Below are 12,780 nucleotides of genomic sequence, written 5' to 3'. Positions count from 1 at the left end.
GGATGGCGGGGGTGTGAGCCGCATGGATGCGGCGACCAAGCCTCCATGGACGGATTCACGGCGTCCCCCGCCATCCGCCCCACCCCGCCAACCCGCAGCAATCCTGCCGTTGCTGTTGCTGTTGCTGTTGCTGTTGCTGTCGCCTCTGCAGGTGCAGGGCTGCAAGCCCTGCCAGAACACCTACGTCACCCAGCCTGCAATCACCAGCAACGCGAGGATCGCCAGCCACAGCAGCAGCATCCGCCACACCAGGCTCATCGCATCACGCAGGTCCGGCAGCCGCTGCCACACCGGCAACAGCCCGGCCTCGGTGTAATCGTGCGCATCTTCGCGCAGCTCGGCGTTGACGCTGGCCCGCGCCACCGCGCCCAGGAACCCGATGGTGCCGGCCAGCCGCTCGCCATGCGCCTGGCGCCACGCCTTCCACGCCGTATCGAAGTTGCCCACCAGCGCCATCGAAAACGCCATCAGCTGCGCCACCGGCCACTCGATCCAGCCCAGCAGGCGCTGCGCCAGCGCCAGCGGCTCCACCGGCACGCGGGCACGCATCGGGCTTTCCGCCATCAGCGCCAGCAGCCGGTACCCCAGCGCACCGGCCGGGCCCAGCAGCAGGAACCAGAACAGCACCGCGAACCAGCGCCGCAGCGCGTTGAGCACGGTGGCCTCGACCAGCGACGGCACGTCTTCGCGCAGGCTGCCACCGGCCGCCTGCAGGTTGCGCACGGCGGCCTGACGCGTTGCGGCGTCGTCCGCATCGATGATCGCTTCGATATCACGATCCAGATCACGCGGCCCCCAGCACCAGGCCAGCACAGCAACGCCCAGCATCAGCGACGGCAGCCCGAACAGCACCCCGCGCAGCAGCCATGCCAGCAGCGCCATCAGCAGCAGCGGCGGCAGCAGTGCCAATGCAACACCGGCCGGTCCCTGCCACGCCTTTCCGCCATGCGCGTCCAGCCAGCCCAGCCAGCGCCGGAAGCCGTCGAAACGGCGCAGCGAGGCGGCAGCGGCCGGGGCAACATGGCCCAGGGCCAGTGCCACCAGCACGGCGGCCAGAGTGGTGAACATGGCAGGTCTCCCTACGAAACGGAACGCTCGGCGCCGTTACCTTACCTGTCGCAGCGGCGCCCCTCAGCGGTGAACCGGACTGTAACCCGGGCCGTGTTCAGGTGGCGGCAATACAGCGGCCACAACCGGCCCGGCCGCAGGCCGGTTCAGCCCTGCTGCTCGCGGTACCAGTGTTCGATCAGGCCGCGCGAAATCGAGATCGGCGGCGACAGGCGGATGCCCTGGCCATCGTCGTCCACATCGCGTGCCAATGCTGCGCCAACCTCATCGGCAGTGAACCAGCGCGCGTCTTCCAGTTCGCCATCCACAGTTGGCAGGTCATCCTGCGCCTGTGCACGGAAACCGATCATCAGCGCGCCGGGGAACGGCCACGGCTGCGAACCGAGGTACTGGCAGGCGGTGACCCGCACCTTGCTCTCCTCGTGCACTTCACGCACCACGGTCTGCTCGAACGTCTCGCCGGGTTCGACGAAGCCGGCCAGCACCGAGTAACGACGCGGGGCCCAGTTCGACTGCCGGCCCAGCAGCAGCCGGCCCTGGTTCTCCACGGCGACGATCACGGCGGGATCGACACGCGGGTAGTGCTCGGTGGAACACTGCGCGCAACGGCCGACGAAGCCGCCTCGGGCAAACGCCACGGCGCCGCCGCACACACCGCAGAAGCGGGTGCGCGAGTGCCAGTAGGACATGCCGCGGGCATAGCTGAAGGCGGTCGCATCGGCCATCGACCACAGCAGCGCGGCCTGGCGCAGGTCGAGGCGACGTGGTGCGGTGACGGTGACGCTGGCGGCTTCAACCGAGAACCATGCTTGTTCCCCGCGCAGGCCGAGGAAGATCGCGGAGCCGGGACCACCCCCGATGTCGGCGCCGGTCAGCGCCAGCGGCTGGTCGTCATCGCCGGTAAAGGCGCTGCCGTCCTGATCGAGCACGAGAATGCGCGCGCCCGGCCACAGGCGCGCCAGTGCATCGGCATCGTCGCGCAGGGCATCGGCGCGCTCCAGCGGTTCGCCAACGAAGGCGAAACCGGAAAGCGGCGAAGAAGTATTGGGCATCCGGCAAGCGTGCCGCCAATCGATGCGGGTGGCAAGGTCGGCGCTGTGCGCAATCTGCTGTTGTGTGCATGGAGGCACAGAGCATCCACGCACGGCGTGGATCTACTGATCCGCTCTGGCGGGTGCCAACCGTGGTTGGCACATCCTGGCCACAGGGCTCTTACATGCTGAAACTGCTGCCGCAGCCGCAGGTGGTCTTTGCGTTCGGGTTGCGGATCACGAACTGGGCACCGGTCAGGCTCTCGGTGTAGTCCACCTCGGCGCCCATCAGGTACTGCAGGCTCAACGGGTCGACCAGCAGGGTCACCCCGCTGGTCTGTACCGCCAGGTCATCCTCGGCACGGTTCTCGTCGAACTCGAACCCGTACTGGAAGCCCGAACAGCCGCCGCCCTCGATGTAAACACGCAGGGCCAGGTCGGGGTTGCCCTCTTCCTGGATCAGGGACTTGACCTTGGCGGCCGCCGACTCGGTGAAGTTCAGCGGGCGCTCCAGCGATTGGTAATCGGGCGCGGCAACCGGAGTGGCGCCGGGCAGGGAGACTAGCGTGCTCATGATGCCAGCATGGGGGTGCCGGGGATGGCTTTCAAGCCATCGCCTCGGCCAGCTTGCGGCGTGCAGCAGTGTCGCCCTTGCCGCCATTGGCCTCATCGCCTTCCGGCGCCGGCAGGGCCGCCATCGGGGCGCTGGCATGGATCAGGCGGCCGTTCAGCTGGGCGCCCGCATTCATCTCCACCACCTGGTAATGGACGTTGCCATTGACCCGTGCGCTCGGGGTCAGTTCGACCTTCTCGGTGGCGTGTACATCGCCGTCCAGGCGGCCGCTGATGACCACCACCTGCGCGCGGATCTCGCCCTCGATCACGCCATGCTCGGCGACCGTCAGGGTCGCGCCACTGGCGCCTTCGGCGGCGATCACCTTGCCATGGATGCGGCCTTCCACGTACAGGCCACCACTGAATTCCACATCACCGCGGATCACCACCTGGTTGCCGATCAGGGCATCCACCACCAGCTGGCCTTCACGGTTGGATTTGCTGCTTCCGAACATCTGCCTACTCCCCTTTGGCGGCCGGCGCACCGGCCTGTTTCCAGTCGAATACCTGGGTGGTACCCCCCGTACCACTCCCCAATGTCACCCGCACGCGTTGCGGGGTGAAGTCAGCCGGCAGCATCACGCTGCCGGTGAGCTGCTGGAAGTACCGGAACGAGTAATCCTGTCCCGGTACCTTGCTGCGCTGGTGCAGATCATCCCAGCTGATCGTGGCCAGCTTGCCGTTCCTGACGCCTTCCACGGTGAAGCGCATCTGCCCCTGGCTGATGGCGCCGCGGTTGAGGTTCTGGGTCAGCACGGCGGTGTACTGCCAGGTGCCGGCCGCTTCCGGGCTGAACTCGATCGAATGGGTGTTCAGGCCCTTGCGCTGGCTGGTCGAACCCACCAGGCGCTCATAGAAGGCAACGTCGGCACGCAGGCCGGCGATTTCCTCATCGCGCTCGGCCAGCGAGGACTGCACCTCGGTGTTGGCAGCGCGGCTGATGCGGTCGGAGGCTTCCAGCGTGGCCTGCTTCTGGCGCAGTTCGGTCAGCTGCGCCTGCAGCGTCTCGGCACGCTTCTCGGCGGCCTGCAGGCGCTGGCCCTGGGCATCGCGCGGGGTGGCCATCCAGCAGCCACCGAGCACGGCCAGCACCAGGCTGAGCAGCCAGATGCCGCCGATCACCAGCAGGCGGCGACGGTCGGCAGGCGGTTGCGGCGCGCCGGGCAGGCGGACCTGCACGCGCATGGGAGGACGGTTGGTCATGGGTGGTTTCCGGGGTATCGCAAGGGCGACACCGGTACGGCCCCTGTGGCAAACGACGGGCTAGTGTATGACAGGACGGGTGGGTTTCCTGCGCAGCAGCGAGCCACGGTCTGTGGCGTTCAGGCATGCCATCGTCGATAGTGTGGTCCCCTGCACAGTTCCGTCGCCGGAGCATCGCCATGACCGAAGCCCACCTGTTCGTGATCGGCATCCTGCTGGCCTGGCTGGCCGGCATCCGCGTCTACCTCACCGTGTTCGGTGTCGGCCTGGCCGGCCTGCTCGGCTGGGTCGACCTGCCACCGGCCCTGCAGGCTACTGAATCGTGGTGGGTGCTGGGCACTTCGGCGGCGCTGGCGGTGACCGAATTCTTCGCCGACAAGATTCCCGGCGTGGACTCGGCGTGGGACCTGGTGCAGACCCTGGCACGTGTACCCGCAGGTGCCTTCCTTGCCGCAGCCACGCTGTCGCCGGATGGGCAGCTGGGTACCGGCGCACTTGCTGCCGGTGCCGGTGTCGCGCTGGCCAGCCATGGCCTGAAAGCCGGCACCCGTGCCCTGCTCAATACCTCGCCCGAGCCTGCCAGCAACTGGGTGGCCTCCGCCGCCGAGGACACCGTGGTGGTCGGGGGCCTGGCCCTGGCCCTGGCACACCCGTGGATCGCGCTGATCGTGGTGCTGGCCTGCAGCCTGGCGGGCGCGCTGCTGGTGTGGCTGGTCTGGCGCACCTTGTGGAAGGGCGTGCGCTGGCTGGCACGCAGTGCGTCGCCGGACGGTCCGCGCCAGCCGGGTACCGGTTGAACCTCGGGCTTGTCGCATAATGGACGCGAACACCAGGAGCACCGATGGCCGCAAACGAATCCCCCGCGGGCGCCCGCCCGGGACGCGCTGAATCCCCTCCGGCCGATCATTGGCAACGCTGGGCCGCGGAGCCGGCGAGCGCGGTCGCCGCAGTACCCGCAGTGGTTCCGCCGCTGGCCAGCTGCGACATGCCCGCATCGATCGGCAGCGCGCCACCGCCTCTGCCGGGCCCGGCCTTCCTGGCCGAGGCTGGCAACAACGACCAGGCGCCGTTGGCCTCCGATTCGCCCTACCGCGTGCTGATCGTCGAGGACGACCGCGCCCAGGCCCTGTTCGCGCAGAGCGTGCTGCACGGCGCCGGCATGCAGGCAATCGTGCACAGCGACGCCGACGGCGCGCTGCAGGCGATCAAGGAACACCGTCCCGACCTGATCCTGATGGATCTGCACCTGCCCGGACTGGATGGCATGCGGCTGACCGCACTGATCCGCCAGCAGCCCGGCCTGCAGCTGCTGCCGATCGTGTTCCTCAGCGGCGATCCGGATCCAGAGCGCCAGTTCGAAGTGCTCGACAGCGGCGCCGACGATTACCTGAGCAAGCCGATCCGCCCGCGCCACCTGATCGCCGCCGTGGCCAACCGCATCCGCCGCGCACGTGCGCAGGCCGCGACCCTGCCCGGTGCCAGCGGCGTACCGGCCACCAGCAATCCGGAAACCGGCCTGCCGACGCGCCATCACGTGCTGCAGCAGCTCAACACCGCACTCGCCCACCGCGACCGGGGCGGTGTGTTCTTCATCGAAGTGGCCAGCGCGCTGGGGCTGCGCGAACGCTATGGTTATGCCGCCTTCGAGCGCCTGATGGTACAGGCCGGGCAGCGCCTGGCCGAGGCCGGCCATCCACACCTGCTGGCACGCCTGAACGACAACAGTTTCCTGCTGCTGGCCCGCAACGCCGACGAAGATGCCCTGGAAGGCATCGCCGCTTCCCTGCGCGAGCAGCTGTCGGCGCGTGCCTTCGTGATCCGCGACGACGAATCGGTGCACCTGCGCGGCGTGGTGGGTTATGCGCCGCTGTCGCCGGGCTTCGACGATGCCAACGCTGCACTGGAAGCGATCGAGCGCACCACCCTGCAGGCACGCCTGCTCAGCGCCGGTGTGGCGGGCCATGTGCACCGCCACGCCGTCACCGAACAGGAGCACCTGGCACTGCTGGAAGGCCAGCTGGAGCTGGCCTATCAGCCGATCGTCGCCGTCGCCGGTGGCAACACCGCGCAGTACCAGCTGCTGCTGCGCCTGCGCCAGGCCGATGGCACGGTGCTGGCGGCCGGCCAGGTTATTCCGGCCGCCGAAGCGGCAGGCCGTATCGCCGACCTCGACCAGCAGGTGATGGACCACGCGCTGGGCCTGCTGGATCTCTACCGGCACGCCACGCCGCCGCTGAACCTGTTCGTCTCGCAGTCGCTGCGCACCCTGCAGCGCGACGCCTTCGCCGACTGGCTGCTGGAATCGCTGCAGCAGCGTGACCTGCCGGGCAGTGCGCTGGTGATCGACGTGCGCCTCCCCGACGCACTGATCCACACCGTGCCGCTGCAACAGTTCTGCCAGCGCATGGCCGGCGCCGGGGTGCGCTTCTGCCTGAGCCAGTTCGAGCCCAGCGGCGAAGCCGACGCCCTGCTGACCCAGCTGCCGCTGTCGTTCGTGCGCATGGCCGCGCGCTTCTCCAGCAGCCATGCCAACCCGGCCACGCGCGAGGAACTGCGCAAGGCGATCGAACAGGCACATGCGGCCGGGCTGCAGATCATCGGGCAGCAGATCGAGGACCCACAGGCCGCCGCGGCGATGTGGGTCGGCGGCGTCGATTACATCCAGGGCAACATGGTGCAGTCGGCCGGCAGCGACCTGAACTTCGACTTCCACAACGCGGTGCTCTGACGTGCCGCTGTGGGGCGTGCTGCTGGTTGCCCTTGCCGCGGCCGCCGTGGCGCTGCTGTTGGGCCTGCGCCTGCGCGCACGCAGCCGTGCACTGGCCCGGCTGCAACGCGCACACGATGCGCTCGCCGCCGAACGCGACCAGCTGCGCCGTACCACCGAACGCCAGGGCCAGCTGGAACAGCAGCTGCTGCAGGCCAAGCAGGCCGCCGAAGCAGCGGTGCTGGCCAAGGGCGAGTTCCTGGCCACCATGAGCCACGAGATCCGCACCCCGCTCAACGGCATCCTGCCGATGCTGGAGCTGATCGCGCACGGGCCGCTGGGCGAGGACCAGCGGCAGATGCTGGCCACCGCTTCGGCCAGTTCACAGCAGCTGCTGCGCATCGTCGATGACATCCTCGACTACTCACGGCTGGAAGCACAGGCGCTGGAACTGGAAATCACCAGCTTCAACCTGCGCGATCTGCTGGATGGCGTGGTGCAGCTGATGCAGCGCGCCGCCGACGCCAAGGGCCTGTCCCTGACCCTGCAGCTTGACCCGTCGGTGCGCCTGCCGGTGCGCGGCGACCCGGTACGCCTGCGCCAGGTGCTGAGCAATCTTCTGGCCAATGCCATCAAGTTCACCGCGCGCGGCCAGGTACAGCTGCGCGTGCAGCGGCTGGGCGAAGGCGCGGCCCAGCACCAGCTGCGCTTCGAGATCATCGACACCGGCATCGGCATCGATGAGGCACTGCAGGCACGCCTGTTCCAGTCCTTCAGCCAGGCCGATGCCTCGACCACGCGCATCTACGGCGGCACCGGCCTGGGCCTGGCCATCTGCAGGCGCATCATCGACCTGATGCACGGGCAGATCGGCGTGCAGTCCACGCCCGGCCAGGGTGCTACGTTCTGGTTCGAGATTCCGCTGCTGAAGGTGCCCGGCGACCTGCCGGCGATGGCCCGCGCGCCGACAGCGCTGCTGCTGTTCAGTGCCGATGCAATGCTGCAGAAACGCATCGAGCGCATCGCCGCCCACCATGGGCTGCAGGTGCAGATGCTGAGCCAGCTGGACGCCGTGGTCGAACAGCTGCGCACCGCGCCGCAACCCGGGCAACCGGCACCGGCGTGGCTGCTGGTCGATGCACGCGCGCGGCGCAGCGGCGAGGCGATGCTGCAGCAGGCACTGGCCGAGCGCGGTGACGACGACGCACTGCAGGTGCTCTGGCTGCAGGATGACGCACCAGCGCAACGACCGCGCCAGCGCCAGCTGCCCACGCACTTCGACGATGCCGCACTGCATGCACTCCTGGCCGCACCTGTCACGCCTGCCCGTCCTGCCGCCCTGCTTTCCAGTGCCGGAGATGGGGTACCCGCGCCGGTGCTGCCGCCACTGCACCTGCGCGTGCTGCTGGTGGAAGACAATACGGTCAACCGGATGGTGGCCGAGCAGCTGCTGCGCGTATTCCAGTGCGAGGTGCGCAACGCCGTCGATGGCGAGCAGGCATTGGCCGCTCTTCGCGAAGGCGGCGTGGACATCGTGCTGATGGATTGCCAGATGCCGGTGCTGGACGGCTACGCCGCCACGCGCCACTGGCGTGCGGAAGAAGCGGAAACCGGGCGAGCGCGCCTGCCGATCATCGCGATGACCGCCAATGCCATGGCCGGCGACCGCGAGCGCTGCCTGCAGGCTGGCATGGACGATTACCTGTCCAAGCCGATCGCCCGCGCCACGCTGCATGCGCTGTTGAAGCGCTGGGGTGGCGGTAAAGCCGCATCGCCTGCACGGCCTTCTGCAGAGCCGAGCATGGCTCGGCTGACGGCCAACAGCAGTGGGGCTCCATCAGCCGAGCATGGCTCGGCTCTGCAGGACGATGACAGCCGAGTGGGCTCCAAGCCACAACCGGTACTCGACCGCGATGTGCTGGACGAACTGCACGCGGTGATCGGCGACGCCGCCATCCAGATCGTGTCGGTCTTTCTTGACGATGCGCCAGCGATGGTGCAGCAGCTGCAGCAGGCCGCGCAGAGCGGCGACGAGCCCCGCCTGCAGGCGGTCGCGCACAGCCTGAAATCGTCGAGTGCGAACGTGGGAGCCCTGTCGCTGTCGGCGGTCGCGCAGCGCATCGAACGCGAGGCCCGTGGTGGCAGCCTGCAGCGCCCCGCGGTGGCGGTCGCGCTGCTGGTTGCCGAATTCGCCCGGGCACGTGTGGCGCTGACGGGCTACCTGGCGCAGCATCGTGCCGGCCAGGACAGCTGACTCACTCTTCCAGCTTGCTCAGCAGGTACTTGGGCTCGCCGATGCGCTCGATCAGGTCGAGCTGGGTTTCCAGCCAGTCGATGTGTTCTTCTTCCGAATCGAGAATCTTCACGAACAGCTGGCGGCTGACATAGTCGCCGACCGAATCGGCATAGGCGACGGCCTCGCGCAGGGTGACCACGCCGTCGCGCTCCAGCGACAGGTCGCACTGCAGGATCTCGGTCGGGTTCTCGCCGATGCGCAGCTTGCCCAGCGCCTGGAAGTTCGGCAGGCCTTCGAGGAACAGGATGCGGTCGGCGAGCATGTCGGCATGCTTCATCTCGTCGATCGATTCCTTGTACTCGTGCTCGGCCAGTTCCTTGATGCCCCAGTTCTTCAGCATCTTGGCGTGCAGGAAGTACTGGTTGATCGCGGTCAACTCGTTGTAGAGGACCTTGTTGAGGAATTCGATGACCTTGGTGTCGCCCTTCATGGGATGCTCCTGCACGCTGAAAACGCAGGCACTTTAACGCCTTGCCTGCGGCCGTGAAGGAACGCGAATCGTGCGCATTGGCCTGTGCGGCCGCACGTGAAGGATGCGAAAGCGCGGCGTCAATGCGCCGCGAAGAAACGATCAGGCAACCTGGGCCAGGCCCAATACCGGCAGCGGCAGATCGTGGGTCGCACGCGCCTTGGCCAAGAGGTCCGCGGCCATGTCCAGGCAGGAACCGCAGGTCGCACCACAGCCGGTCCGCATGGTCAGTTCGGCCACCGTGCTGACACCATGGCTGGCGGCTTCGCGGATCTGGTGGTCGGTGACTCCGTTGCAGATGCAGACGTACACAGGCGGGAACCGGGCTGACAGGCCAGGAGCGGCCTGGTGGCTATTCCAATGGAAACGAGAATGGTTGTCAATCAGAGACCTGAACCATTCTCGATACCGTTCAGCCCGTCAGCTGGCTGGGCCATCACCCGTGGCCTTCTTCGGCCAGTAGCCGCGCGTCCGCGGGCGCTTACGCGGGCGGTCGTGGCCGGCCGTGTGGCCGGGCATCCAAGCCTCGGCGGCGCTCTTGGGCATGGCGGTTACGCCCTGTCCGGCGACCCCGCGCGCCAAAGGCGCCAGATGACGCAGTGCGCGCGCATAGACGCCGCGCTTGAACACCACCACATGCTCCACCGGGTACCAGAAATCGACCCAGCGCCAATGATCGAACTCGGGCGAGTCAGTGTGGTCCAGCTTCACATGGGATTCGTCGCCGGTCAGGCGCAGCAGGAACCAGACCTGCTTCTGGCCGATGCAGACCTGCCGCTCGTTGCGGCGGATGGCCCGCGCCGGCAGCTTGTAGCGCAGCCAACCGGGCGTGGCCCCGAGCACTTCCACATGCTCAGGCAGCAGGCCGGTTTCTTCCTGCAGTTCACGATACATGGCCTCGACGGGCGTCTCATCGGTGTTCATGCCCCCTTGCGGAAACTGCCAACCATCCCGGCGCACGCGTCGTGCCCAGAACACCTGGCCGTCCTGCCGCATCAGCACAATGCCGACGTTCGGTCGATAGCCGTCCGGATCGATCACGATGCGGACTCCTAAGAAAATCTACTGCCCGGGACTATCCCACGCCCTCTGTCGGCCCACAAGCACGGCACAAAAGTGTTGACAGGGACGGTACACATCCGCAGAATAGCGGGCTCACCAAGGCTATGTAGCTCAGCCGGTTAGAGCACAGCACTCATAATGCTGGGGTCGGTGGTTCGAGTCCACCCATAGCCACCACACTGAAAATGAAGTTGTTTTTCAGCGTGATAAGTGAGAAAATCGTTGTACGTTTTGCCCCGTCGCCAAGCGGTAAGGCACCTGACTCTGACTCAGGCATTCGGTGGTTCGAATCCATCCGGGGCAGCCAAATTAAAAGCAAAAGGCCAGATCGAAAGATCTGGCCTTTTGCTTTTAATTTGGTCACGCATTCCACCTTATCCCCGCGCCTGTCGGCGCACCCCTTGAACAACAAGGGGGCTCTTCTCCAGAGAGAGGCCCGGGGTCGGACATGCAAAAAGACGGGTAGTGCCGGCCGCTGGCCGGCAACCACGAAATGCCTGACTCCAAAACGACAAAAGCCCGGCCGAAGCCGGGCTTTTGCTTTTCCATCCAGCGGGCCCCCGAAGGAGCCCAACCAGGCGCAGCAGATCAGCGCTTGGAGAACTGGGTGGCGCGGCGGGCCTTGTGCAGACCGACCTTCTTACGCTCGACTTCGCGGGCGTCGCGGGTCATGAAGCCAGCCTTGCGCAGCTCGGACTTCAGGCTTTCGTCGTACTCGACCAGCGCACGAGCGATACCCAGACGGATCGCACCGGCCTGGCCGGTGGTGCCGCCGCCAGCGGCGGTGACCAGGATGTCGAAGCTTTCGGTGTTCTTGGTCAGCTCGAGCGGCTGGCGCACGATCATGCGCGCGGTCTCACGACCGAAGAACTCGTCCAGCGGACGACCATTGACGGTGATGTTGCCCGAACCCTTGCGCAGGAACACGCGAGCGGTGGAGGACTTGCGGCGGCCAGTGCCGTAGTTTTGAGTGATAGCCATGATTAGATATCCAGAACCTGCGGCTGCTGTGCGGCGTGCGGATGCTCAGTGCCGGCGTAGACCTTGAGCTTGCGGTACATCTGGCGACCCAGCGGGCCCTTCGGCAGCATGCCCTTGACGGCGATCTCGATCACGCGCTCCGGGTGGCGCTCCAGCGCCTGGGCCAGGGACTCGGTCTTCAGGTTGCCGATGTAACCGGTGAAACGGTGATACATCTTGTCCTGCAGCTTCTTGCCGGTGACGGCAATCTTTTCTGCATTGATGACGACCAGGTAGTCGCCGGTATCAACGTGCGGGGTGTAGACCGGCTTGTGCTTGCCACGCAGACGGCGGGCCAGCTCGGTGGCGAGACGGCCCAGGGTCTTGCCCTCGGCGTCGACGAGGTACCAGTCGCGCTGGACGGTCTCGTTCTTGGCAGTGAAAGTGCTCATGAAGAACTCTAGGTTAGGTCGGGCTCATTGCGGCGAAAGGCTCGCCGGAACTCTGCCACGCGTTGTGAAAAGGTGAAGTGCAAGAGGCGGGATTGTACTGGCCTTGCCAGCCACTTGCAAGTGGACCGTCAGGCCGGGTTGGCACGGACGCAGGGCCGGGCGAGAATCGGGGGGAACTTCCGCCCCACCGCGTACTGCCATGACCGTGCTCCGCCAGACCACCCCGCTGGACCACCTGCTGACCGAGGCGCAGCGCGCCCTGGACACGGTGTTCGGCAACCCACCGGCGGCCCGCCCCTACCCGGCTGCGGAGACCGACGAGCCCGGCATGGGCAGCGCCGAGCGCCGCCATGCCGCCGGCCTGATGCGGATCAACCACGTCGGCGAAGTCTGTGCGCAGGGCCTGTATTTCGGCCAGGCCGCCGTGGCCCGCGACCCGGCCACGCGTGAACACCTGCTGGAAGCGGCCCAGGAAGAGACCGACCATCTGGCCTGGTGTGCCACCCGGCTGGCCGAACTGGACAGCCGTCCCAGCCTGTTCAACCCGCTGTGGTACGCCGGCAGCTATACCATCGGTACGCTGGCCGGGCTGCGCGGTGACGGCTGGAACCTCGGCTTCGTGGTCGAGACCGAGCGCCAGGTGGAGGCCCACCTGGACGAGCATCTGGTCGACCTGCCGCCCGGCGACCTGCGCAGCCGCGCGGTCATCCAGGTGATGAAGGAGGACGAGGCCCGCCATGCCGAGCACGCCGAGCAGGCCGGCGCACGCCGCCTTCCGTTCCCGATTCCGGGCGCGATGGCACTGGCCTCCAGGGTGATGAAGACCATCGCCTACCGCATTTGAAGGGTCGCGCGGCCCCCCCCGGGGGGGGCCCACCCGGGGGGGGGGGGGGGGGGGGGGGGGGGGGGGGGGGGGG

14 protein-coding genes and 2 tRNA genes are annotated in these 12,780 nt (G+C 67.4%); 6 read left to right on the top strand and 10 right to left on the bottom strand.

From position 1 onward, the window contains the following. Positions 1-180 precede the first annotated feature (180 nt). From ampE to O0J15_RS18670, 5 genes are all read right to left on the bottom strand, one after another. Positions 181-1,068, bottom strand: a complete 888-nt coding sequence (gene ampE / locus O0J15_RS18690; protein ID WP_021203729.1) for a regulatory signaling modulator protein AmpE — start codon at positions 1,066-1,068, stop codon at positions 181-183. A 146-nt stretch (positions 1,069-1,214) separates the two neighbouring features. Continuing rightward, positions 1,215-2,120, bottom strand: a complete 906-nt coding sequence (gene nudC / locus O0J15_RS18685; RefSeq protein WP_233653647.1) for an NAD(+) diphosphatase — start codon at positions 2,118-2,120, stop codon at positions 1,215-1,217. Positions 2,121-2,280: 160 nt separating this feature from the next. After that, positions 2,281-2,673, bottom strand: a complete 393-nt coding sequence (gene erpA, locus O0J15_RS18680) for an iron-sulfur cluster insertion protein ErpA (protein WP_005419789.1) — start codon at positions 2,671-2,673, stop codon at positions 2,281-2,283. A gap of 31 nt (positions 2,674-2,704) precedes the next feature. Next, entirely contained in the window at positions 2,705-3,169 is a 465-nt protein-coding gene (locus O0J15_RS18675; RefSeq protein WP_006398829.1) for a polymer-forming cytoskeletal protein, read from the bottom strand. A 4-nt stretch (positions 3,170-3,173) separates the two neighbouring features. After that, complete coding sequence (locus O0J15_RS18670) at positions 3,174-3,917, bottom strand: DUF6776 family protein (RefSeq protein WP_019661496.1); 744 nt, start codon at positions 3,915-3,917, stop codon at positions 3,174-3,176. A gap of 179 nt (positions 3,918-4,096) precedes the next feature. Between O0J15_RS18670 and O0J15_RS18665 the strand changes: the two genes are divergently transcribed. Genes O0J15_RS18665 through O0J15_RS18655 form a run of 3 tightly spaced genes read left to right on the top strand, consistent with a single transcriptional unit; the run spans position 4,097 to position 8,878 of the window. Continuing rightward, the gene (locus O0J15_RS18665) at positions 4,097-4,714 is read left to right on the top strand and encodes a DUF4126 domain-containing protein (RefSeq protein WP_019661497.1); all 618 of its coding nucleotides are present in this window, start codon (positions 4,097-4,099) and stop codon (positions 4,712-4,714) included. Positions 4,715-4,758: 44 nt separating this feature from the next. Beyond that, positions 4,759-6,645, top strand: a complete 1,887-nt coding sequence (locus tag O0J15_RS18660; RefSeq protein WP_308306100.1) for an EAL domain-containing protein — start codon at positions 4,759-4,761, stop codon at positions 6,643-6,645. A 1-nt stretch (position 6,646) separates the two neighbouring features. Continuing rightward, positions 6,647-8,878 carry an ATP-binding protein gene (locus tag O0J15_RS18655; protein ID WP_021203725.1) on the top strand — a complete coding sequence of 744 codons (2,232 nt, stop codon included), beginning with the start codon at positions 6,647-6,649 and terminating at the stop codon, positions 8,876-8,878. A 1-nt stretch (position 8,879) separates the two neighbouring features. Here O0J15_RS18655 and bfr read toward each other — a convergent pair whose 3' ends face one another. From bfr to O0J15_RS18640, 3 genes are all read right to left on the bottom strand, one after another. Further along, positions 8,880-9,350 (bottom strand): bacterioferritin, encoded by a 471-nt coding sequence (bfr, locus tag O0J15_RS18650; RefSeq protein ID WP_005414691.1) that lies wholly within the window; start codon positions 9,348-9,350, stop codon positions 8,880-8,882. A gap of 141 nt (positions 9,351-9,491) precedes the next feature. Further along, positions 9,492-9,701 (bottom strand): bacterioferritin-associated ferredoxin, encoded by a 210-nt coding sequence (locus tag O0J15_RS18645; RefSeq protein ID WP_019661500.1) that lies wholly within the window; start codon positions 9,699-9,701, stop codon positions 9,492-9,494. Between the two features lie 108 nt (positions 9,702-9,809). Beyond that, complete coding sequence (locus O0J15_RS18640) at positions 9,810-10,430, bottom strand: RNA pyrophosphohydrolase (protein WP_019661501.1); 621 nt, start codon at positions 10,428-10,430, stop codon at positions 9,810-9,812. A 121-nt stretch (positions 10,431-10,551) separates the two neighbouring features. On the opposite strand from O0J15_RS18640, the gene O0J15_RS18635 reads away from it, so the two are divergent. Both O0J15_RS18635 and O0J15_RS18630 read left to right on the top strand, forming a co-directional pair. Further along, positions 10,552-10,628 (top strand) — tRNA-Met (locus O0J15_RS18635). Between the two features lie 55 nt (positions 10,629-10,683). Beyond that, positions 10,684-10,758, top strand: a tRNA-Gln gene (locus O0J15_RS18630). A gap of 281 nt (positions 10,759-11,039) precedes the next feature. On the opposite strand, the gene rpsI is transcribed toward O0J15_RS18630, so the two are convergent. Together rpsI and rplM are read right to left on the bottom strand one after the other, a co-directional pair. Then, positions 11,040-11,432, bottom strand: a complete 393-nt coding sequence (rpsI, locus tag O0J15_RS18625) for a 30S ribosomal protein S9 (RefSeq protein ID WP_019661502.1) — start codon at positions 11,430-11,432, stop codon at positions 11,040-11,042. A gap of 2 nt (positions 11,433-11,434) precedes the next feature. After that, positions 11,435-11,863: a 50S ribosomal protein L13 gene (gene rplM, locus O0J15_RS18620; protein WP_005414692.1), complete on the bottom strand. Its 429-nt coding sequence runs from the start codon at positions 11,861-11,863 to the stop codon at positions 11,435-11,437. Between the two features lie 199 nt (positions 11,864-12,062). On the opposite strand from rplM, the gene coq7 reads away from it, so the two are divergent. Continuing rightward, entirely contained in the window at positions 12,063-12,707 is a 645-nt protein-coding gene (gene coq7, locus O0J15_RS18615; RefSeq protein WP_019661503.1) for a 2-polyprenyl-3-methyl-6-methoxy-1,4-benzoquinone monooxygenase, read from the top strand. Positions 12,708-12,780: the final 73 nt, after the last annotated feature.

The sequence above is a fragment of the Stenotrophomonas sp. Sm10 genome (assembly GCF_030985515.1).
Classification (GTDB): domain Bacteria; phylum Pseudomonadota; class Gammaproteobacteria; order Xanthomonadales; family Xanthomonadaceae; genus Stenotrophomonas; species Stenotrophomonas hibiscicola.
Note: the sequence above shows the minus strand (reverse complement) of the source record. Positions and strands in the feature narration are given on the sequence as shown.